The organism is Nostoc sp. DedQUE07, from assembly GCF_034530975.2.
In the GTDB taxonomy this organism is placed as follows: domain Bacteria; phylum Cyanobacteriota; class Cyanobacteriia; order Cyanobacteriales; family Nostocaceae; genus Nostoc.
Genome location: NZ_JAVRCC020000085.1, coordinates 1 through 22633, shown reverse-complemented (window position 1 = coordinate 22633; position 22633 = coordinate 1). Strand labels below are relative to the sequence as shown.

Sequence of the window (22633 nt, the reverse complement as noted above, 5' to 3'; positions counted from 1 at the left end):
AGTCATATTTTTACTTCCTAGCTTTATCGTAAGCGATCATCCGGACATGATATTAAAGGTGTTGTTGGTGGATATTGCCTGTAAAATTGACATTAATTCTGTTTCTGTCACACCACCAGCGATTTCCATGACATGATTAGCAGTGATATCTTCATCTAAAAGACTCACCTGACCCAGTAATTGCAGTGCATCCCGCAATCCACCATCGCTGAGTCGAGCGATCGCTGTCAGTGCCTCCTCATCAATAGAGATAGATTCTGCATCTGCTACAATACCGAGGTGCTGCACAATTGCCTGAACAGACAAAGTGCGGAAATTAAAGACCTGACAACGGCTGACAATAGTAGGTAATACCTTGTGCAGTTCTGTTGTGCAGAGAATGAGAACAACATGAGGTGGTGGTTCTTCAATACACTTAAGTAAGGCATTGAAGGCGTTACCGGTTAGACAATGGCACTCATCGAGAATAAAAATTCGGTAACGTCCTGCAACAGGTGCTAAGGTACTTCGCTCAATTAAAGCACGGGCATCATCTACACCATTATTAGAAGCAGCATCAATTTCACTAACATCTAGGCTATTACTGGTTTCAATTGAACGGCAGGATTGACAAATACCACAAAATTGGTCAGTTGGTTTTTTAGTGTTGAGGCAGTTGAGGGATTTAGCAAATATCCGAGCAGTTGAAGTTTTACCTGTGCCTCTAGAACCTGTGAATAAATAAGCTGGTGCAATTTGCAGGTATTTTACAGCATTAGTCAGAGCAGTTTTGATGTAGGGCTGTCCAACTAATTCGGCTATTGTCTGGGGTCGATATTTTCGATGTAGGGCGACTGTAGACATAGGATTTATTAACTTTAAGTTGTCGCCTTTACCCCTGTTAAGGGGATATGATTTTAAGTGAAATTTAGTTAATTAATCCAACAGAATTAATTAGAGATTTGTTCTTTACTAGACAAGACTTATAGCCCAGATTTAGTGTAATTAATTGCGTGCAACTACTTAGTTTTATTAAAGTGGGTTATTTAGGGTTTAAAAGATATGTCTTGGCAAGTAAAAGGTGCAACTTATCTCATATTAAGTGCTATAACAGAACCGAGAGATGAACAGGTGTTACAAAAGTTTAATCAAAATGAGTTGAGACCAGAGACAATTGAAGTAGTTAAAGTCAAAAGCTACGGTAAAGTTATTCAGCACCGATGGCATTTAGCCAAATATTCGCTCGTGAGTAGCAATAGACCAAACTGGCGGTATAAATGAATATTACCCTTAAACGAGTTACGCTCTTACAGAGCGAGTTAAAAAGCATCGCAAACCGAAGCAGAAGGACTATCCAATGTCCTAGCCCTAACATACGTCAGTAAAATGACCCAGCAGCAACTAAAAAAGCACCTCTGGGATGCTGCGGATATTTTCAGAGGCAAAATTGACTCTGTATACCTCAAAAACTATACATATAATTGGTATTATCATGTCAATAGAAAGACCATCAGTTAGAGTTACCGATATTGCTGAATATATTCGTTATCAATCCTGTGATCGGCGTTTTAAGTTAAAGTTTAATGATTATGAACTTGCTAAAAACATTCCTTTTTCTAACTTAATTTTTGATACTTCCTTAGATCCAGTGTTGGAAGAAGAAGGTCGAAGAAGAGAGAATGAATGGGAAACTTCACTTCAAAAAGAGGGTTTAATTGATTTCAATCAAATCAGTCAAAATTCAGATCAAAATAAAGTAACTGATTGGAATATCTTTGTTAAAAAAATACAAAATATCGCACATGAGCGAAAAGCTTATGGGCGAGAGATTTCCATAGAAGGAAATCTTGGAGAATTTAATATTCGTGGAAAAATTGACTTTGTAATTTTGCTATGGGAAAACAACGAACCTAAACTACGATTAGTTGAGAGTAAAGCCTCTCGAAAAGATCGAACTTATCATCGCGTGCAGGTTGCTTTATATCGGATGCTGGTGCGCCAACTAATACAAGACAATCAAATCACCATTAATGGAATCAACATCAAGCCTGAAAATATAGAATGTGTTGTTGTTCGCATTGATGAAAATACTAATAAAAGTCAGGATATTCTCAAATCTGAAGCCCTCAATCTGGATACGATAGAAGCTGATATTAATCGTCTAATAGCCTCTGATGGATCACTGCACCGTATTGTCCAAGCTAACTTAGGTGACTTAGATTATCAGTTAGACCAAAAATGTAGTGACTGTACATTAAGTGTTCATTGTTTAGCTGAGAGCGCAAGAGAACATCGTTTAGAATTGTTGGGAATAGATTCATCAATTGTTACTGCGTTGCATAAAGCAGGTGTCAAGACTATTGATGATTTAGCTGACCTCGATTTAGCAGGAAATCAAGTTGCTCAAATTCAAAAAGATATAAGTTTCACAGAGAATTTAGAACTTCTTAAATTAAAAGCCAAAACTCGCAAGAGTACCCTTCCTGATGGAGATTGTGACCCAGAAAGCTATGAAGTTGAAGCACTTCCAGGATACTCAGGTCAAAGTCAACTTCCAGAACATTTAGTCGATGGTGAGCGTCTTATTCGCGTCTATCTTTCAGTTGAGTACGACTATGTTGAAAATCGAATAGGTGCGCTGGCTGCTCATGTCACTAAAAGTGAAGGGAAAGTAGATCCGAAATTTGAGAAAAATGAAAATAACAAATGGCAACCAAACCCTAACATTAAAGAATATATAGAAGAAGGACACGATGATAACAACAAACCTATTTATAAAGAAAAAGAACTTGAAGGCAAAGATTTAATCCAATTCAAAAGGTCTGCATGGACAGGTGATTATAAAGAAGACAATGGTTCTGAGAAAGAGCTAATACAAGCATTCTTATTAGAATTAGTTGATGCGATCGCTGAAGTCGCAGAAACAAAAAAAGCTCCAATTCATTTTTATGTTTGGTCACGCCAAGAAATAACCCAATTGGTTGATGGCTGTTCTCGTGTTAGTTCCCAACTACTGAGTCATTTACAAGAGTTACTGGGGTGTCGGGAAAGTTCAGAACAATTGATTTATTCTTGTCTTTATGATGAAGTATATCATCGTTATGCTTTAGGATGGACGGGGAGAGATTTAGCAGTTGTAACCTCTCTTAAGTGGTTTGGACGACGTTACCACTGGCGACGAAAGATTGCAGGGCAGCTGGTTAATTTAGATCAAGTTTTCTCTCAAGATGTATTCGATTTTAAAACAAATTTAGAGATAGATAGTAATAATCAATGGGCAACATCCAATTATCAAAATGCCCGTAAACATCCGTTTGAAGTTAGACTAAGATACTTTAATTCTCTAAGTGCAGCTTATTGGCGTGCCTATTGGCGACAACTTCCTAACCCTAATGATCCAATACTTTCACCAAAATTAAAAAACTCCATTGAACGTTACAACAAAGCACAACAACCGAATTATTTAAAAGAGTATTTTCGCGCTCGTACTCATGCTATCAGATGGGTTGAAGAGGGAATTCGGTTTAAGAATTCAGAAATAACGAAAGAATCTTTGACCATTGCTGATTTACCCGATTTCAATTTAGGTGTAGATGATGCTGCCCAAGCGGGTATTGATTTTCTCCGTTTAGATCAGCACGTTAAGGTAACAGATTGGATTGCAAGTCATTTAGTCCCACCTATCTATCGTGTTTCTTTGGGGCGAACAATTCCTGTTAAAAATATAACGTCACATGGTAATAATAAACTAACAGCAGAGATTAATCTTGATGAATACAATATTTCTTCTGAAGTTTTGAAAGCTAACTGCACAATTGATCAAGATTCTTTCGTAAGGCTTAGTCCTAGTTCTAATGATCCATATCAAGGTCAAACAATAAACCAACTTTTAGGTGGTGGAAGTACCTGTGTTGTAGAAAAAATTGACTGGGATAGTGGAGATATTGAACTTACAGTTAGACAAACAAACAGTTCATCTCGTTATCAACTTCGTGGTCGTTTTTATAGAAACGAAGAAGATATTTATGACTATGGCACTATTGATGAAAGCCCCTCAGATTTTGTTGCTGGAAGGGTTGATCAGAAACTACAAGACAGTCAAGGAAATCATATTTGTCAGTGGTTAGCTCCCCAAAATCCTCAAATTTCACCACAAACTGCTCCTTCAGCTAGTGATTTAGAAAAATATCAAAATTTCCTCAAATCTTTACCACTACCAAAAAGCAAAAAACTAGATGATAAACAAATTGCAGCAGTTATAAATGGACTAAAAACAAGGATTCAGCTTTTACAAGGGCCACCAGGAACTGGTAAAACAGAAACAACAGCGATCGCTAGTTTTCTGAGAATATTAGCACGTCGTTCTGCTGGCGATATTGTTCTTATTACGGCTCATACTTATACAGCCGTAGATAATTTACTTTTACGTTTAGACAGTCTTTTAGTAAGTTTAGAACAGCACGCAAATAATTTAAACTTAAAAGTACCATCCATTCAACTTAGTCGAGTTGACTCTAAAAATGACGACGAATTTCAGGGTACAAGTATTACTACTTTCAAGTCCAAACCTTGTGTAACAAATATAAACAAAATGCGGTCAAATGCGGTATTAGTTATTGGTGGGACAACCAATGCTATTTTAAAAATGGTAAATGAATTAAATAGTAAACCGAAGTTCATTAATCATTATCCTCAAGGATTTCAAACAACTACTCTAATCGTAGATGAAGCAAGCATGATGGTATTTCCACACTTTCTTGCTTTAGCTACATTAGTCAGAAATGACGGTGAGATTATGTTAGCAGGAGATCATCGACAGCTTTCTCCTATTGTTACCCACGACTGGGAAAATGAAGACCGTCCTCCTGTTATCCTTTACCAACCTTATGTAAGTGCATATCAAGCAATTCAAAATCTCAAAGAAAACTCAGATATTGAAGTTAGTGATGAAGCAATTTTGCGTTCTGCTTTAAGCTTTACTTTTCGTTTACCACCAGTGATTCGTGAACTTATTGCACGTCTTTATCGGTTAGATGATATTGAATTGCAAGGAAAAGACAAAAACCAAGATATAAAACAAAATGAAGTTAACGGAATTTGGGAAAACCTGTTACAAGGAAACAGAGGTCTTTATCTTGTTCTTCATTCTGAACGTCAGTCAAGACGTAGCAATCAACTTGAAATAGAAATTATCAAAAATATTCTTGATGCAGGTGGGGAACTTGATGATGGTTCTATTGCAATTGTTACACCCCATCGCGCCCAAAGAACACTACTTAAAACAAAGTTGAAAAAATATTATGAAAATGCTGTTGATGTCATTGATACTGTAGAAAAATTACAGGGTGGTGAACGTTTAAATGTAATTATTTCTGCAACAGCAAGTGATCCATCCGCAATTAGTAAGAATGTGGAATTTATCCTTAATCTCAATCGTTCAAATGTTGCATTTTCGAGAGTTCAAGAGCGATTAATTGTTGTCTGCTCTAAAACTCTCCTAGATTACATTCCCAAAGAACTTGACAATTATGAAGAAACGATGCTTTGGAAAGCGTTACGTTCCAAATGTTCACAGCTTATTTTTACTGAAAATGTTAATGGACACATAGTAGAGGTATTCACACCTCCTTTAGATGAAATTAGTGAAATTTCAACAAACAAAGCATAATTGAGAGTTAAGTTGATGGAGGGTATTATCCCTCCCACCTTATTAGCCGGAAATGCGCCTTTAAGTGCATCCGTTTCCCGACAATCTCAGCTTTTGACAATGATTGTTGCCGCATCCTTTGTTAAGTCATGGTTGAGGCGCTTTTACTGAAATGTTTACCCTGTAAAGCTTTCGGACTTAGCATACAATTTTACTATTTTGCTACGGTGAAACCTTTAAGGAAGAAGGCACTAAAGCACAATTAAAAGCCAGTGCCATATCTTCTACTTTAGTTAAGCATTTAGAGTATACAGTGGCAGTAAGAATTGACGCATTTCCATTTGCAGTTCTGGATTTGGTCTATCTCCATAAGGAACCAACATGGTAGGATGATCTGATTGTTGCAAGTGCATTTTGATAGCGGAACTAGGAATTGCCTTGGCTGCTTCTACTAAATACTTGAGGTTAAACTGAATATTCAATGACATTTCTGATGGTAGATGAGCAGCAATAACCTGATCGCCTTTGCCAAACTCCCGTTCAATTGATAATCGTAGCTGCTGCAAACTTCCATCAAACTGTAAGTAAATACCTTTCTCTTTTTTATCTGTTAACACAGCTAACCGTTCCAGTGCTTTGACTAAGAATGCTTTTTCTAGGATTACTTCTCGGTCAAAGCTAAATCTTGCCAATAGCTGTTCGCAGTCAGGGTAAGTTCCTTCGAGACATTGACATCTGAGGATAATATCTTGCCAAGCAAAACCCAAGCGATTACTTTGAGCATCATACAACAGATTAATGAATTCGACAGAATCATCCAAGTTCCGCGCTAGTTCCTTGAGGACTCGGCCGGGAATAGTAAATTGGATTATCTCTTCAGATTCTACTTGTTTACGGGGTTTTCTACCAATTCCTTGAGTTGAAAGTTCAGTGGTTGCGACTCGATGCCCATCAGTACCAATAAACTTTAACTTCTCCTGTGTAAGTTGGATATGAACTCCGGTCAAGATATATTTATTTTCATCAGTGCTTACAGCATAAATTACACCTTTCAAACCATCTTTGAAAACTGTTGTTGGCAGAGGAATGGGAGTAGCATCAATTGTAGAACTAGGTGGAAATTCTTCAGCACTAATGCCTCTAATTTCATATTTTCCATCAGTATCAGATAAACTGAGAGAGCAGACTTTTGTTTGCTTATCCTCATCAATAAGCTGTATAATCTGAGTCTGACTACTGAGGCTAATATTACCATTAGGGCAATGCTTAACTATCTCAAATAGCATTTCCACTGGCACAGTAATTTCACCCTTGAGCAACACCTGGGCTTCAAAACTTGCCTGAATTGTTAATGCTAAATCAGTAACAGTTAAATGTATCTGTTGTGTTTCGATATCTGCAATGATTAGAGCATTAGCAAGAATCGGATGGGTAGGTTTAGCTGGGGTAGCACAACTAACTAAAGAGAGTGCATCGTGAAATTTAGTTTGTGAGCAGATTACCTCCATTCCTGATTCTATAAGTGGTTGAGAGTTTAACTCTGATTTGGCAGAACGTTTACTAGTACGCTTATTTGAGATAGGTTCAGTTGAAATATCAGCATCAGGAGATGTAGATTTTTTATTTTTACCTGTAGATATTTCTGGGATATTTGCTGATACTTCATTTTCGCCTTTAGGAGTAGCTACACTTGTTTTTTTTGTCTGATTGGCAGGCTTTACCCTTTGTTTCGATGCTGTTTGAGTCATGATGATTTATTTCTGGTTGCGTCATTGTTAGAAAAGTGACTGCGATAGCAGAAAATAAAGATTGGGAAGCTTTGAATCAGATGCTTTTACTCTGTGAGACATACAGAGTTTTACTGATACAGCGGATTTCAAGGAAAGTGTTGTACACAAGCTAAGTCTCAAAGTCTCAAAGCCAGATATAAAGCCTGTTTTACTTCTGACTCCTGAATTCTGCTGTATATCCCATTTAACGGCTCTCAGGTAAGCCTTTATTCTGATCACAGCTTTCGGAGTATCTGGCTCTGCTCCTGAATTATTAAGTTCTACAAATGCCTCCAAAAGTTCTTTCCAATGCTTTTTAAACTAATAACTTTGCTGTTATTAGCAGATTCTTCTGTAGTGTTATCAGCCAGCACAAAATCAGTTTCCAACAAAGAGTTCAGCAGTGATAGTTGATGATCGACATCTGCAACATCGCGGTATATTCGAGACGGGTCTATTTTCATTCCTAAAGGTGTAGGAACAATTTTCAAATATTGGTTTAATGTCTCTAGATAATTTCTATTGGCAAATTGTCTTTGTGCTACATAAGGGCGCAAAATCTCCAGTAATTGGATAGCTCTTTTGATTTCTAAAGAATCAGAAGTACTATCAATTTGAGGTTGGCTTTCTCGGTAGCCTTTCATTTTCTTCTCAGCCACGAGATTGTGGAATTTAGAAATTGCTTGTTGATAATTACCAAAAGAGTGTACTTTTTGCTGAGATTTGTAGCCTACCCTACCCCACTCAACAGTTAGATTACCTTGCTCAACTTTTGCACTCCAGAATTTGTTACTGTTATGAACCGCATCTACGAATATTAAGTAAATTTCCATATTTTTGACCTAATTCAAAGTAGACTATTGCCATGTCAAATGAATATCTCAACAACAGATGTTCATTTGACAAAAGCTTCAAATCATTACTAATTTGGGAATAGCTAATTAGTACGGAACCTAGAAGTACGAAGACCTTTCTTAGATACCTGCACAGGACTGGAAGCTGGTCGCCCAATCTTTGACCAAGACTGCATCCGCTCAACAGCAGCATCTTGAATCGCTAAGGGGGTGATGTTTTGCTGACAATTTTCTAAATCAGCCAGTGTGATTTGCTGAGGTCTTCCTTCATCGAAAGCCAGTAGAGCTGCTTCTGATGCCAGGGTTTCTAACTCAGCACCACTAAATTTGTCAGTGCTAGCAGCGATCGCCTCTAAATATTCCTGCGGAACTTCTATACCAAACCGTTCTAAGTGAATCTTGAGAATCTGGCAACGTTCCAACTCAGTAGGCAGGTCAACGAAGAAATTCTCATCAAACCGCCCTTTCCTCTTGAACTCAATAGGCAGCGCTGTAGGGTCATTACAAGTTGCCACCACAAACACTCCCGCCGTACATTCAGACATGAAAGTGAGGATATTCCCCAGAATTCTTTGTGAGACTCCAGAGGTATCACCATTAGCTGAAAGTGCTTTTTCAACCTCATCAATCCACAAGATACAAGGTGCGATCGCTTCAGCAGTCTTGAGTGCGCGGCGGACATTGCCCTCAGATTCTCCCACCAGGCTACCAAGCATCGAGGCAATGTCTAATTGCAGCAGTGGAAGATTGAGTATGGTTGCAATGTTCTTTGCTACTATCGATTTACCCGTCCCTGGTGGCCCTGCCAGTAACACACCTTTAGGTTGGGGTAGATTTAGCGATCGCGCTTCTTGGGAAAATAACCGGCGGCGGCGTTGCAACCAATCCCGCAATAAATCCAAACCACCAAAGGGTATGGTCGCCAATTTACCCAATTCGATACCCATTTGAGACAGTAGGCGGGTTTTGTATTCGACAACCAAAGGGATGACCGTAGTATCAATTACTATACCTTTAGAAGTTAATCGCTCCTTAACAGTCAGCCGCAGAAAGTCGCTGATTTCCTCCAGCGTCAAGCCTAAAGCTGCCCTTGCCAAGGTTTCTTTATCTTCAGTGGTGAGAGATACGGTAAAAGTTACCTCTTGCTCACTGGCAGATTCTTGCAAATACAGCAAATATGATTCTAAGTGGTCTTGAATTTGCTCAATGCTGGGCAAAGGAACTTCACAGCAAGGAATTAGTCTCAGCAGGGATTCGTGCAGTTGAATGTTTTGACCTAAAAATACAATTCGCTTTTCAGTCGGTTTGAGGCGATGGTACAAGTTTTTTACTCTGGTGAGAACTTCCCAACTCAATTGCAGGGAGTTTTTACCCACAAAAGGGTGAACATCTCCGAGGATGAAAACTCCATTACCGCCGAAATTGTTGATGTACTCGAACACATATATTAAAGGGTCTATGTTATGAGGCTTTTTATACGTCTCGACTGATTTGAACACCAGTCCACCGTCGTCAGCAATTAGACATTGCTCCAAGCCGGAAACTCCCAAATTCCAGAAGTACACAGGACTGTTAAGTTTGTCCATCACTTCAGTAGTTAACCACTGAATGATAGTGGCTTCTTCGGGGGACAGAACATCTATTGCCACGATGGGTATTTGAGAATCAATGGTGGTAATCAGGTTTGATAGTTTCATTGTTGCGAATTTTGATCTGGTACGGGAGAAAGTTTTTCGTGAGTGGTAACAAGATGCACGACTACTTCGTAAACTTCGGCATCGCCGTTAAACACTTCAGCAACTCCAGAAGAATTTGGATGAGCAATGGCGGAAATTAGAGCATTGAGTAGCGCGCACAGTCCTTCCGCGTTTCCTTTGAGAATTACTGGTTGCCGCGCTCCTTTTGAGGGGTAAATATGGAGCATCGGATAATCTTCAGGTAGTTCGCTCATAGAAAAATTGTGCGGAGGAATTTTCCTCGTCCCCCATTGAATGTTTATTGGTGCAGTCGTTGTTGATGAGTAATGATGCTACGAAGCTGTGGTTGAGATTCTGGTTTGTAAGTGCGATCGCCCTTTACCACACCCAAAGCTTCCTCAAAGGGTTGGGTTGCTTCTAGACACGACAAACCCTCAAATCCCTCGGCTTCTATTTTCACTTCGCCTGTAACAGTGTCAAAATGTATCAATATTGCCCGTTCCATAAATTATCTCCGTACTTGTTGAGTTTGCTGGTGTGCTGAAAATGCAAGGCGCAAAGTATGTACCTGACCATTGGTTTGTTCTGTGATGGTGCATTCTCCCAGATGTTCTTGTAACTGGGCCGCTTTAGCGCGAACCATCTTCTGTCCGTAGGCTTGTATTAGGGTGTGCGAAAAGAAGTCTTCTCCTAGTCGGGGTACAGTTTCATAGGCATCATGGATGAGTTGATACACCCCTGCCTCCTGATCCCACTTAAACCCGATATCTGCACGGACACTTAAACTACGACCAGGGACAACAATCTCAGCACTTTTCCCCTGGGAGTCGTCGTAATAACCTCTCAGCGATTGTGGTTTTTCATAAACTTGGACGGTAAGTTGCAAATCTTCTAGAGCTTGTACTAAACATTCACGGTTAGTTAGTTTTGTAGTGACAGTTGAAAAGTGCGACATTTCCTACCTCTAAATACTGTGGACTGGTAAATTAATGCGAACAGTGGTGATAGGCAAGGAAGCAAAAAGTTCCTTCCCCTCTCAGTTACGTAGCAAGCTTAGGAAGTGTGGGCGTATTGTCTTCCTCTACAACGCCACTTGACGGCAGTTGCTACAACGGGGGGAACCTCCGCAACGCACTGCCTCCTTTATGCCGGGAAACCCGTCCACCGCAGTGGCTCTTCCACACCTCGTTTTCGATCAAGGACGATACAGATACGTTCTTGATTGTTTTTTCTAGCGAAGTTTGAGAGACATTGCTGTAGCTCTGGTTAAGCCCATACCCTCATCACTTGCTAATCGTTGGAGATGGTGTTGTTCATCCAAAAGCTTGGAGCAAATTTCATCCATTTTTTCCTGTAACTGAGAACGCCCTTGTGAATCCAGCTTTTTGGCATCCACAGAAGCGTTTTCGAGAACATTTTCTAGATGAGCCATCATTTGTTCAAGGCTGCTACCTGCTTCAAAACTGGCGTTAGCCAAAAGCATTTGGACTTTTTTGAAATGGCGTTCCATCTTCTTCTTGAAGTTGACTGGCTTGCGTCCTGGTTCCCAATTGCTCAAATCTTCGAGCAACTGGGCTGCTAGTTGTTCTCCTCCAGCGATCGCTGATTCCCTCAGTGTTTGTTCTAAATTTCTGTCATACTGTTCGATAAACCGAGTTATTTGTCCTAAGCATTCAGCTTGTTTCTCTGACAATTGTTCACTGATGGCGGGAATAATGACAGGACGACCAATTACTACTTGTAAATAGTCCTCTAGTTCCTCTAAACAGGGAAAAGCTTTGGCTAAGTTCTGCTTAACTTCTTGTTGTTGTTCTACAGATAACTGCCAAGCATTGAGTGAGAGAAATTTGTCAATACGTTCTTGATAGTCTGTGTACCCCTTTTCATACTCTTCTTTCAGTTGAGTGCGTAAAACAGGTGCAATATTATCTCGAATTCCGATTAGTTGATTCCAGACCAAGGGCGCTAAGTCTATCGGACAAATCCAATCACCATTGTCATAATTCATCCATTCTTGGACTGAAGCGATTTCTTGCCTTAATTGGTTTGCTGCTTCGTCTAAAGCTTTGAAAACTTTGATGCCCTTTAAACCAACTTCTGAGGTTGTAACCTTCACTAAGTCAGATTCTTGTTCATCTTGAGAATATTTGAGAACATCTGTCCATTTTGGAGCATTACTCTTGGTTGTCTTCTTTAACTGAATCTTGAAACGTATGCGAGTTTTATTCAGCTTAGAGATGTTATATCTTTCAACAACAGCGTCTTTTAGAAAGGTTTCGGTTGAATTGGTAATCACTGCTTATACCACATTTACTAGGAAAAATAATGTTTTTCACCTCAGTACACTAAAGCGTAAGCTTTACCTTTTCACCACTAAGTTTGGCTATAATTTTATTCATAAAAATCATTTAAGTGATTACTAAATATAGATAAATTTGATTGTAATTTAAAAAAAATTGAGACTAAAAAGCTGCTATAATCAGATTAATAGCCGAATTATTGTAGAAAAAAGACAGGTTTTATATAGTTAATAAGCAGTTATTAAAGTGAGCGAACGTTTAAGAAGACATTATTTATTTCGATTTAATAATTTAGCAATCATAAGCTAATCGTCATTTATTTTTCCAGATTTATTCGCTTGTAGTAAGGGCTTAAGCCCTACTTTCATGCAATTTAAATGCTCATTAGCTTATTTGATTTGTGATTTTAACAAGGCACAGAACCCGGATTTATTAGATAAATAGAGGTTCTCATTGTTGACGAATGAGTAATCGGAATTTGGCATCGAGCCGAGATTTACGCTAAACGGAAATAGAAGCTGAACAAGCTTATCATATATAAATTTCAGCTTTTTAACTCTCCCATTTTACCCAAACATAAGAAGGCTACAAGCAGACATAGCTTAGTACAGAGTTACTAATTAATCCAGTGAGAACTTAAATACCAACTTATGACCCTAAGTTGGCAAAATACCCAAGGTTCACGAAGCCTATATTGAGCCCAATTTGTTATCAAAACATTTCACTTATTATCAGTAACTTCCGAGCGAATGGGCACATAACCCGCTTGCTCTAGTAATCTTTGACCTTCATCACTCAAGAGTAAGTTGGCATAGGCTATGCCTGCTTGTTCATCTACGCCGCCATCCTGTTTAATGACTACAAAGAGTTGGCGAGTCAAGGGATATGATTTTTCAATGAAAGCTTTTTTATTGATGGTTGTACAGTATTCATTTCCACAGGGGGTTACAAAAGGCTGAGAAGATTGGCTGGCTATAGGTAAAAGTTTTACTAAGTTTTGACCAATAACATCTGTTATTACAGCAAAGCTTATACTACCTGGGGTTTGGGCAACACGTCTGAGTGATTCTGTGGTGCTTTCCACTCGTATGAAGTTAGGACTGAAGATTTCTTGTTGCAGTACTTGGGATCTAAAGAATTCTAGGGTACCACTAGAATTTGAAGGACGACTGAAGGTAGTAATTTTTAAATTGGGACCGCCAAGTTGGTTCCAGTTAGTGATTCTCCCTGTAAAAATATCCTTTATCTGAGATAAGGTTAAACCAGAGATAGGCAATTGAGGGTTGACGTATATGGCAATGCCATCAAGCGCAACAGGAATCTGTTTCAGGTTAAAGCCTCGGCTTTTAGCTTGTTCTAACTCATCGGGTGTTAATGGTCTAGAAGATTGTGAAAAATTTAGCCGACCATCCAAAAGCATTTTGATTCCAGTCGTTGATCCAGGTACTTTCCCTGATTGTAGGGTATATATCAACCGAAATTCGGGATAACTTTTCGTTATCTGTTCTCGTATAATTGATTGCAGTGGCATAATAGTTGTAGAGCCTCCATATTTGTAAAAACCAGCAGGGACGTTGGGTACGTCAGCAAGTTTAGGACACAAGGTATTGGTAGGAAAGGATTTATCTGAGGTACAGGCAGTAGTCATCTTCACCGACAAAGGACTGTTGCTGGTACGCAAGAACAAAAAGCGACTGCTGAAGAGCAAAAAGCCAATGCTAATGATAGTTAGAATCATCCCTCCTCCTACAAAGAGTTTTTTTCTTGACTTATGTTTCTCTAATTGATAACTAGCTAATAGAAAATCATAATCTTGGTTGCTCAATTTTTTACCTTTTGCCCATTCATGCGCTCTTAATAAAACCTGTCCTTGCAAAAGATATTTCTCCTGATAATTGGAAGTACCCCAGAGTGTAATCGCCTTAGCATAAGGTCGTAAATCTGCTAAAGCCTGCTCAACCCATTTTTGATTAAAAATCTGTTCGTAAATCCGGTTGTAAACTCTTAAATGACCTTCTTGTTCTACTACTAAACCTGATAGCCGCATTTCAATCTGTTCGGGACTACCATCTGCTATAATTTCTTTTTGTTGCAGAATTTGTTGATACATTCCCAGTAGCCTTACAGCAGACTCTTCATCTCTCAAAATTCGCTTGCGTATTGTCCTTAAATGTTCTGGGTCATCTTGAGATTCCCAGTTTTCAATGATATAGCATTGCACTAAATTATCAATTAAGGATGGTGAATAGGGAACGGCAAAGAGCGAATTATTGCTTGGTTTGCCAATTCCACATTTACTATTTACTAATAGCTTACATACCTTTTGGGTGAGAAAGGGTTGTCCCCCTGTCCACTGCAAAATTTCTTCTAACACTGCTTGAGTATTGTCTACCTGTTCCACCAATCCCGCCGCTAAAGGAGTTGCTTCTTCTAACTTAAAACCACACAGTTGAATTGCTCTACCAATATTAAAAGGTGTGCGATTTTTATCACCGATCAAATCTGAGGGAGTTGCCACACCCAACAGTGCAAAAGTCAAACGTTGGTATTCTTGCTTTTCCGTGCGGTTGTTATAAAAAGCGCGGATAGCAGCAAAGAAATCATCTTTAAAACTGAATCCTAGTAGACTATCAATTTCATCAATAAAAATAACTATATTTTCAGAAATTTGTTGTAGCAGCACTTGTTCGATAAATTCTGCCCAACATTGTACGGGTGAAAGGAATTCTCGCTCTTTCCACCATGTTCGCAAGTTAAAATCTTCTGAAAGTAAAAAGCGGTTGACAAGATGTCTTATTAAACCACCATACCATTGTTGTGGCGTAACTTGTTGGGAACCAATGACGGTAATATCTATCGTCGCACAGCGAATCCCATCTTGTTCCAACCTTTGCATGGTTCGCACTCGTAAGCTAGACTTGCCCATCTGTCGGGCGTTTAAGACATAACAATACTCCCCTGCTTTTAGTGCTTGATAAATTTCTTCGTCTGCTTGGCGGTAAACGTAACTAGGGGTGTCAACAGGTAAGCTACCCCCTACTTGATATATTAATGTTGATATGGTGTTCATATTAAATCAAGTTAATTTGAACATTGTAGGGTGCGCCTTTGGGAGCTTAATGTACTATCGTTAGTTGTTGTCATTGTATATATTGGGTTACGGCTGCACCTAACTCGTCTTAAAAAAAAAATCACAAACAAAATTCAGGGAATCAATCCAAAGCGATCGCTAAAATATTTTCGATACAAATTACACCCAATTGTCACTTCATTTCCCCTAAGATGTACTAATCCCATACTGTGTAATTTATATGCCTGCATTGGTGGTAGACGTACCTCATCAGTTGCCATTACCACTTCTTTCAGTGCTTCTGCCAATTCAGGATACTGTTCAATTAAGCACCAATATCGCCGCAGATGATTGCTATAAATACCTGCTTCACTAACGGCAGTTTGTAGCAATTTTTCTAGTGTAAAGTGGCGATTTACCTTAAGAAAAGAAAACGCCTCCCCTACTAAATAAGGATGTCCTCCTACCACTGTCATTAACTGATTTACCAGTTGCAAATCCCAATCAAGTCCATGCTGCTGTGCCAAATGATGGACTTGTTCGCTATTAAAATCAGGTAAATCTATTGGTACACCTACATTAAATGGGGACTCATTCACCTCTAGGGGAATATAAACTTCTGTAGAGTGAACAACTACTAACCGCAATTTTTTCCAGATATTAAAAATTCTCGCCTCTTCGTGCCAAGCTCGCAATAGTCCTAAAAAATCAGAAGCTACTTCTTGATAAGGGAAAATCCGCTCTACTTCATCCAAACATAAAACTAAGGGACTTGCTGATTTTGTTAAAAGATACTTTTCAAAGTATTCTTTACAGTTCATTTTGGGGCTAGAAAATTCCGCATCCCAGTAATCACCCAATCGGTTTGGCATCCCCAAGCTTTTACCCACACTGACACAAAACCATTGCAACAGTTTCTCTAGGTTAGTAAACAAACTTGTTTCTGCATAATGCAGATTTAAACACACAGTGCGATATCCCTTTCGCATCAACTGAGGAAGAATTTTCGCCATGAGTGATGTTTTCCCCCGCAAACCAGGTGCTTTGATCCGCAACAAAGAACCAGGTTGCAAAAGCGTCTGATAGCAAGTTTCTTCAATGGGAGGACGTTCAACATAAATAAAGCCCACCTCCTCTGAATCATTTTCTATCTGAACCAAATCTTCACACAAAAAGGTGTCTTCGCTCTCGTTGGAATTAGTATCCTGTATGGTTTTCCAATCTTGTCCCAACCTGTCACAAAGTTCTATAAAATTCAGATAATCCACAGGTCTGCCATTTAGAAAATTGCTAACAGTAGAGAGAGAAATCCCTGCATCTTCCGCCAAATCCTTACAGCGTGGATATCCTTGACGCTTAACGGCATTTTTAACTTTAGTAATAAATTGTTTAGCAACTCTTACTGAGCGTCCCATCGCAGGATTCCTATAGGGAGAATGCTATTATCATACATTTGTATAAATGCACCATAGAGGAACTCAGTTATAAGTCAATCATAAGTCATATAAGGGAGATGCGGACTTAAGTATAATTTTTGACATAAAATAAAAAATAGCCTCAGTTCGTTTTTGAACTGAGGCTATTTTTTCGTTGGTTAAATAAATTTACGCAGCCAGAGCATTTATTCTTTAGAGGAGGTAGGTGCCAAAAGTCCCGCCAAACCACCTAACGCTCCTGTTCCCAGTCCAATGAAAATTTCAGGAATTTCTTTATCCTGGGATTGCAACCAAACCGCACTACCGATGCATGATAGTATAATTAGTGCCAATGCGCTAACTACAATCCGATAAATCCAGCAGTCATTTTGCAGAGGCGTTCCCACATTTGTGACAGGCTCATGGAGATTCTCCTTATTTAAGTGTGCAGGTTCCGCATCTTGAGAAACTGGCTTTGATAGTACAGTCCCTGATGAATCTGCTGCTAGAAGTAGATTTTGGTTTGTGTCTACATTGCTGTCTGCTTTAATAATGTTATGTTTCATCACTCGGTTCCCTTTGATGTTTGATGAACTCTTAGGTCAAATTAGAACTATCGATGCTCAGATTTAAATCCGGCTACTCGTCTTGCGCCTCGGTTCATTTAATTTTGCTTAATTCCATCAAACAGTAGCGATAATTTAGAATAGACTGGGGATACTTCCGACTTAATTATTACTTGTGACCAGTTATCGATTTATTACTTACTTTCAACGCACTTCCTATGATGGGGTAAGATTAGCGAAGCTGACGTTTGCCACCACATACCGAATAAAAACCTTACCAATTTATAACCGAATGTTGGTAAAACGATAAGAATCGGGGATACTGGCGGTAACGCTAACCTTTGCTGCATCGAGTTTCGTCATATGTCTACACTAGATAGCTTACCCGATCTCTAATCACCGAAAGTTGGTAAAATGGAAAAAGCGAGCCTGCTGTCTTCGGGTGCAAGTCGCCGAATCAACGCAGATATGAGGATGTGCGATCGCGGAAATATCTCTTTCCCTGTTTGGCTAAAACAGAGAAGTAAAAAGCTAAACCTTATATAAGGTAAGCTTTTTCAGCCTCTATTTCCGTTTGATAGGGTCGAGATTCCTATACACCATTGTCACCGGATAACTAATATCCGTTGTCTAGCCCGTGAGCTAGAAACATAGTACAAACGATTAAACTCTCTAATCTTTGCCAGTACTGCCTTACTGTCATCTCCTCGTTCTGGATAAAGTCGCTTACTCAAATCTTGACCATCAATACCCGCTTCTAAGAAAGTGCTACCTTGGCTATTGTGAACAGTTAATGCAAAGCAGTTTCTGATGTTGGCAAACTGCTCTGAATGTTTGTAGTACTGCTTCCACAGAAAGGGATTACGCTTGGCACTTTTGAGTAAGCGTTTGGTTTCTTGGTCAAATTGTTTTTGCTCATCTTCATGCAGAACATAGATTTGACGCACAATCCCTTCATCTGTCTCTACCTTTAACCTCCAAGTATCATAGTTGTTGTAACGATCCCCAAAGACATCTAAAACAGTAAACTCTGTAGATGTAGAAAGAATCGTAGTTTTACCATCAGGAGCCATCACAGGATCTCTGGTGATTAATCTCTCTCCAGGAATAAAGCGATTGAGATTTTCACCATATAAATGTGTGCGAATCTGCTGATTGTAAAAGTCAACTTGAGTATTCGTCCAGGATAAAATTCGGAAACAATCTGGGTTTTGAGCAAATTCTCTCTTCATCTTTTTGCAGGCATAACGCAGCAAAGTTTGACGTTTAACCATCAGCGCCCCATTACTTTTATCAGGCAGATATTTGGCATAAGGCTCAAAAGGAAACTTACTCTTCGTAACTGCATAGCGAGAAGCAGTGACAAACTCTAACAAAGGGCTACCAGTTCCTTGACGCACAACTTGAGTCAAAACTGCTTTATCTGGCACTTGAAAACTAGGAGATTTTCCTTCATTAACTGGATTTAATTGTGCTGGATCGCCCATGAGAATAATTTTGATTTTTGTCCAGGTGGATGATTGGTTAGCAACATCCTCAATCCAGTGCCAGAGTTGTTTGCCAATCATGGAACATTCATCAATAAAGACAACATCAAATAGATTGATGTAAGAAGGCCCAGTTTGGTCAAGTACTTTCTCTTTACCTCTAGTTACCATACCCAGTCCTAACAACTGGTGAATGGTGAAGAATTCTACCCCAGTTACGCCATTTTCTGCCGCCATGCGTTGCAGTACACCTACAGCTTTATTAGTGGGTGCAGTCAATACAACTCGCTTACCCGTGGCAACAAGAACTTTAATTAGTTGGAAAACAATAGTTGACTTGCCGGTTCCTGCATAGCCAACCAGCAGAAATAAAGCAGCCATCACGGGTGGCTGTATAAATGTCCACATTGCATCTAAAGCTTTTTGCTGCTGCTGAGTGAGTTGAAATGGAAAAGAACCTGTTGCAGCGAAAGTAGGAAGTGTTTGGATCATCATCGCTTCGCTAATTCCATTAATTGATCCACTCAATGCAGCGGTAGCTGTTGGTTTTACTTCTCCGAAAAACAATACTCCTTCTGGTTTGAGGAATATATGTTTCTATATCCATTCGGCATCATCATAAATCAATATATTAAAAGTTTTGCTGTTGCTGAATCATGGGATAATTCCGGACAATTTAGAACAAATTTTCAATGGTTTAAACCGCCAATTAATGCCGCATTTATGCAACGCCAAAGTTTTTTAAGATTCAGATGATTTAGTTAAATCTGGAGTTGCACATATATATTTTTCTATGAAGGTAAACATCCTCAATCTTAAAATTATTGCTACTCGGAAATCCTACTTTAATTCTTGTGATTACAAATTTTCGCGCATGTCACCATACATCAGACCTCACTACGCATTAGTACGTATTTAAATATACTAAATATTTATTACACTGAAAATAGTTTTTAGCATAGGCGTGGCCCGCCGTAGACATCGCTCGTTTTTTATCTGGCCTCACTTTGGAGCGTTGCTCCCATCTCTATGTTATTCATCAAACAAAAATACCTGCCTTACAGGATTGCATTTTTCAGTGTGGGAGTAACCTTGCTAGTCAAGTTGGGACTAGAGCATCTAACTGGAATCACAAGTTCTTTCAGCTTGTGGCTGATTGCTATCTCTATAAGTACTTGGTACGGTAGCATCATTTCAGGATTGACATCAGTGTTTTTGGCTGCTTTAGCTAGTCATTACTTTTTTACAAACCCATCTTCTACTCTCAATAGTCTGGAATTTGTATTATTTATTATCGAGGGTCTATTAATCAGTGCGCTAACTGCTAACTTCCAGTCAAGCAAACAGCAGTCAGATACTGATAAAACAGAAGCCCAAATCAATCTAAAAGATTTATTACAGAGTCAGCGTTCACTTCGTCAAGGTGAAGAACTATACCGAACATTAACCCAAAATCTACCCAATGGAGTAGTTTTTCTCTTTGATCGAGATATGCGCTTTATGGGTGCAGAGGGTACAGAACTGCAAATCTTTGGTTTACCAAAAGAGGAGTTCCAAGGTAAAACGCTGCACGAAACTGTTCTCCCTGAGACTTACGAACTTATAGAACCAGTTTACCGTAGTACCTTACAGGGTACTCCAATGTGTATTGAAATCCCTTATAACAATCAAGTTTATCTAATACAAACTTTTCCAGTCAAAGATGAAAATAGTAAAATTCTGACGGGTTTGGCAATCTTCCAAAACGTCACGAACCGCAAACAAGCAGAAGCAAAAATTATCAAGTTAAACCAAGCTTTAAATCGACGAGTTAAAGAACTACAAACTTTGTTAGAGGTGATTCCAACTGGCATTGGCATTGCAGAAGATCCAGAATGCCGAACTATTCGAGCTAATCCGGCTCTTGCTAAACTGCTGGGCATACCTGTTGACGCAAATGCCTCTCTCAGCGCTCCTAATGATGAACGTCCAACTAACTTTAAAGTTTACCAGGATGGCAGAGAACTAGCTCCAGAAGAACTGGCTATGCAATATGCTACCACTCATGGTCTGGAAATACTGGATTCTGAGATTGAGGTGGTTCGTAATGATGGTGTGAGAATTAATCTGTCGCAGTATGCTGCCCCTTTATTTGATGAAGATGGAAAAGTGCGGGGGTGTGTAAGTGTATTTCTAGATATTACCCAGCGCAACCAGGCAGAAAGAAAATTGCAAGCTGCTAGAGATCAGTTGCAGACTGTACTGGAGGCTGTACCTGGAATTGTATCTTGGGTCAGTTCCGATTTATGCTATCTAGGTGTCAATAAGCACTTAGCTGATAGTTTTAATTTGCCTCCTGAAGCTTTTGTTGGTCAGGATATTGGTTTTTTAGCTAGTGGTAATGGGTTTCGTGAGTTCGTGCAAAATTTCTTTGCTGGAGATCAATCTGAAGCATTATATGAGTTGAAATCCATAAGCGCAGATCGTAGCTATTTAATTGTGGCTCAAAAATATGACCAGAACAAAGCCGCATTTTTAATCGGCATTGATATCACCGAACAAAAGCGTGTAGAGGAAGAACTGAGACAAAAGACTGAGGAACTGGCAGAAATAAATCGAGTAAAGGATGAATTCGTCGCTGTCTTGTCTCATGAGTTACGTACTCCCATGCATAATCTTCACGGCTGGGCGCAACTATTGCTAACTGAACATGAGATGGATGAAGCACTGAAAATTGAGGGACTGGAAACGATTGAGCGGAATGCCCGTCTCCAAGTTCGCTTAATTGACGATTTGTTGGATCTGGCTAGGATGCAGAAGGGCGAGATGAATTTGGAAATCGAACCTGTTGACCTAGCAAGTGTAATTCGGTCAGCAGCAGATACTATTCGATTGTCAGCCCAAACAAAGGGCATTCAAATTCAGTTACATCTTGATACTGGTGTGTCCAACGTTTTAGGTGATGCCATTCGTTTACAACAAGTGGTTTGGAATTTGCTTTCAAATGCAATCAAGTTTAGTTCCAAGAATGAAAGTGTAGAGGTGAGGTTGGAACAAGTTGAGTCTCAAGCTCAGATTACTGTTATTGATCGAGGGAGGGGCATAGAAGCAGAATTTATACCATTCGTTTTTGAACGGTTTAGTCAGCGTGATGCTTCCAATACTCGTTCTGCTGGTGGATTAGGGTTAGGACTTGCGATCACTCTCACAATTGTAGAACTCCACAATGGCAATATCACAGCAGCCAGTGCGGGATTCGGCAAGGGTTCTACATTTACGGTGAGGCTACCTATCGTAACAATGACAACGCAGTTGAGTAATGAGGAGCTAGTAGTAGGAGAATTGGTGCATGGTAATCAGAAAATTACCCAATTGCAGAACTTGTGCATTCTGGTTGTGGATGACGATGCAGATGCTCGGATGTTAATGCAGACTGTTCTTCAGAGCGCCGGGGCAGATGTATTAGTGGCGGCATCAGTAAAAGAAGCGTTGGCACTTTTAGAACAGCAATCGCCCGCTCTACTGATTAGTGATATCAGTATGCCAGATGAGGATGGCTTTACCTTGATTCGTCAGATTCGCTCCCGCAGTATAGAGCAAGGGGGACAAATTCCAGCGATCGCTCTCACTGCTTTTGCTGAAGCCAAAAATGAGCAACGTATTTTAAAAGCAGGGTTTCAACTTTTTATTGCCAAGCCAATTGAGCCAATGGAACTTGTGGACAAGATCATTGAGGTATTAAAAACTTGATCAAATGTCAATTCCTTTCTATTTTAACCAGTGCATCACCTCTAGCGCTGCTGTCCTAGTCTGAGTAATATCATGTCCGGATGATCGCTTACGATAAAGCTAGGAAGTAAAAATATGACT

Annotated in this window: 15 protein-coding genes; 3 read left to right on the top strand and 12 right to left on the bottom strand. The window is 39.4% G+C overall.

Annotation, left to right across the window (positions count from 1 at the left end):
* Positions 1–36 precede the first annotated feature (36 nt).
* Positions 37–843 carry a DNA polymerase III subunit gamma/tau gene (gene dnaX, locus RMZ95_RS32725; RefSeq protein ID WP_322684209.1) on the bottom strand — a complete coding sequence of 269 codons (807 nt, stop codon included), beginning with the start codon at positions 841–843 and terminating at the stop codon, positions 37–39.
* 198 nt (positions 844–1041) lie between these two features.
* On the opposite strand from dnaX, the gene RMZ95_RS32720 reads away from it, so the two are divergent.
* Together RMZ95_RS32720 and RMZ95_RS32715 are read left to right on the top strand one after the other, a co-directional pair.
* Positions 1042–1260, top strand: coding sequence for a hypothetical protein (locus tag RMZ95_RS32720; protein WP_322684210.1), 219 nt, complete (start codon positions 1042–1044; stop codon positions 1258–1260).
* Positions 1261–1471: 211 nt separating this feature from the next.
* Positions 1472–5647 carry an AAA domain-containing protein gene (locus RMZ95_RS32715; protein ID WP_322684211.1) on the top strand — a complete coding sequence of 1392 codons (4176 nt, stop codon included), beginning with the start codon at positions 1472–1474 and terminating at the stop codon, positions 5645–5647.
* Between the two features lie 272 nt (positions 5648–5919).
* Here RMZ95_RS32715 and dnaN read toward each other — a convergent pair whose 3' ends face one another.
* The 11 genes from dnaN to RMZ95_RS32660 all read right to left on the bottom strand — a co-directional run bounded on the left by dnaN (position 5920) and on the right by RMZ95_RS32660 (position 19351).
* Entirely contained in the window at positions 5920–7374 is a 1455-nt protein-coding gene (gene dnaN, locus RMZ95_RS32710; RefSeq protein ID WP_322684212.1) for a DNA polymerase III subunit beta, read from the bottom strand.
* 302 nt (positions 7375–7676) lie between these two features.
* Positions 7677–8228, bottom strand: a complete 552-nt coding sequence (locus RMZ95_RS32705; RefSeq protein WP_322684213.1) for a WGR domain-containing protein — start codon at positions 8226–8228, stop codon at positions 7677–7679.
* A gap of 104 nt (positions 8229–8332) precedes the next feature.
* Positions 8333–9946, bottom strand: coding sequence for an AAA family ATPase (locus RMZ95_RS32700; RefSeq protein WP_322684214.1), 1614 nt, complete (start codon positions 9944–9946; stop codon positions 8333–8335).
* Positions 9943–10200 carry a hypothetical protein gene (locus RMZ95_RS32695; RefSeq protein ID WP_179075915.1) on the bottom strand — a complete coding sequence of 86 codons (258 nt, stop codon included), beginning with the start codon at positions 10198–10200 and terminating at the stop codon, positions 9943–9945. Before RMZ95_RS32695 ends, RMZ95_RS32700 begins: the two co-directional genes overlap by 4 nt.
* A 44-nt stretch (positions 10201–10244) precedes the next feature.
* Complete coding sequence (locus tag RMZ95_RS32690) at positions 10245–10451, bottom strand: DUF2997 domain-containing protein (protein ID WP_322684215.1); 207 nt, start codon at positions 10449–10451, stop codon at positions 10245–10247.
* Between the two features lie 3 nt (positions 10452–10454).
* Positions 10455–10901 carry a DUF1257 domain-containing protein gene (locus tag RMZ95_RS32685; protein ID WP_322684216.1) on the bottom strand — a complete coding sequence of 149 codons (447 nt, stop codon included), beginning with the start codon at positions 10899–10901 and terminating at the stop codon, positions 10455–10457.
* A 276-nt stretch (positions 10902–11177) separates the two neighbouring features.
* Positions 11178–12242 carry a hypothetical protein gene (locus RMZ95_RS32680; RefSeq protein ID WP_322684217.1) on the bottom strand — a complete coding sequence of 355 codons (1065 nt, stop codon included), beginning with the start codon at positions 12240–12242 and terminating at the stop codon, positions 11178–11180.
* Positions 12243–12967: 725 nt separating this feature from the next.
* Complete coding sequence (locus RMZ95_RS32675; RefSeq protein ID WP_322684218.1) at positions 12968–15316, bottom strand: AAA-like domain-containing protein; 2349 nt, start codon at positions 15314–15316, stop codon at positions 12968–12970.
* A gap of 134 nt (positions 15317–15450) precedes the next feature.
* Positions 15451–16731, bottom strand: coding sequence for an AAA-like domain-containing protein (locus RMZ95_RS32670; protein WP_322684219.1), 1281 nt, complete (start codon positions 16729–16731; stop codon positions 15451–15453).
* A 206-nt stretch (positions 16732–16937) separates the two neighbouring features.
* Positions 16938–17297, bottom strand: coding sequence for a hypothetical protein (locus tag RMZ95_RS32665; protein WP_322684220.1), 360 nt, complete (start codon positions 17295–17297; stop codon positions 16938–16940).
* 605 nt (positions 17298–17902) lie between these two features.
* On the bottom strand, positions 17903–19351 hold the full coding sequence (locus tag RMZ95_RS32660; protein ID WP_322684221.1) for an ATP-dependent RecD-like DNA helicase: 1449 nt from the start codon (positions 19349–19351) through the stop codon (positions 17903–17905).
* Between the two features lie 462 nt (positions 19352–19813).
* Between RMZ95_RS32660 and RMZ95_RS32655 the strand changes: the two genes are divergently transcribed.
* Positions 19814–22513 (top strand): ATP-binding protein, encoded by a 2700-nt coding sequence (locus RMZ95_RS32655; protein ID WP_322684222.1) that lies wholly within the window; start codon positions 19814–19816, stop codon positions 22511–22513.
* The last annotated feature ends 120 nt before the right edge of the window (positions 22514–22633 follow it).

Bases quoted from the DNA above. Each gene is read 5' to 3' on its own strand.
- RMZ95_RS32700 (WP_322684214.1), bottom strand. From the start codon at position 9,946: ATGAAACTATCAAACCTGATTACCACCATTGATTCTCAAATACCCATC.
- RMZ95_RS32720 (WP_322684210.1), top strand. From the start codon at position 1,042: ATGTCTTGGCAAGTAAAAGGTGCAACTTATCTCATATTAAGTGCTATA.
- RMZ95_RS32695 (WP_179075915.1), bottom strand. From the start codon at position 10,200: ATGAGCGAACTACCTGAAGATTATCCGATGCTCCATATTTACCCCTCA.
- RMZ95_RS32690 (WP_322684215.1), bottom strand. From the start codon at position 10,451: ATGGAACGGGCAATATTGATACATTTTGACACTGTTACAGGCGAAGTG.
- RMZ95_RS32685 (WP_322684216.1), bottom strand. From the start codon at position 10,901: ATGTCGCACTTTTCAACTGTCACTACAAAACTAACTAACCGTGAATGT.
- RMZ95_RS32665 (WP_322684220.1), bottom strand. From the start codon at position 17,297: ATGAAACATAACATTATTAAAGCAGACAGCAATGTAGACACAAACCAA.
- RMZ95_RS32670 (WP_322684219.1), bottom strand. From the start codon at position 16,731: ATGGGACGCTCAGTAAGAGTTGCTAAACAATTTATTACTAAAGTTAAA.
- dnaN (WP_322684212.1), bottom strand. From the start codon at position 7,374: ATGACTCAAACAGCATCGAAACAAAGGGTAAAGCCTGCCAATCAGACA.
- RMZ95_RS32655 (WP_322684222.1), top strand. From the start codon at position 19,814: ATGTTATTCATCAAACAAAAATACCTGCCTTACAGGATTGCATTTTTC.
- RMZ95_RS32705 (WP_322684213.1), bottom strand. From the start codon at position 8,228: ATGGAAATTTACTTAATATTCGTAGATGCGGTTCATAACAGTAACAAA.
- dnaX (WP_322684209.1), bottom strand. From the start codon at position 843: ATGTCTACAGTCGCCCTACATCGAAAATATCGACCCCAGACAATAGCC.
- RMZ95_RS32715 (WP_322684211.1), top strand. From the start codon at position 1,472: ATGTCAATAGAAAGACCATCAGTTAGAGTTACCGATATTGCTGAATAT.
- RMZ95_RS32675 (WP_322684218.1), bottom strand. From the start codon at position 15,316: ATGAACACCATATCAACATTAATATATCAAGTAGGGGGTAGCTTACCT.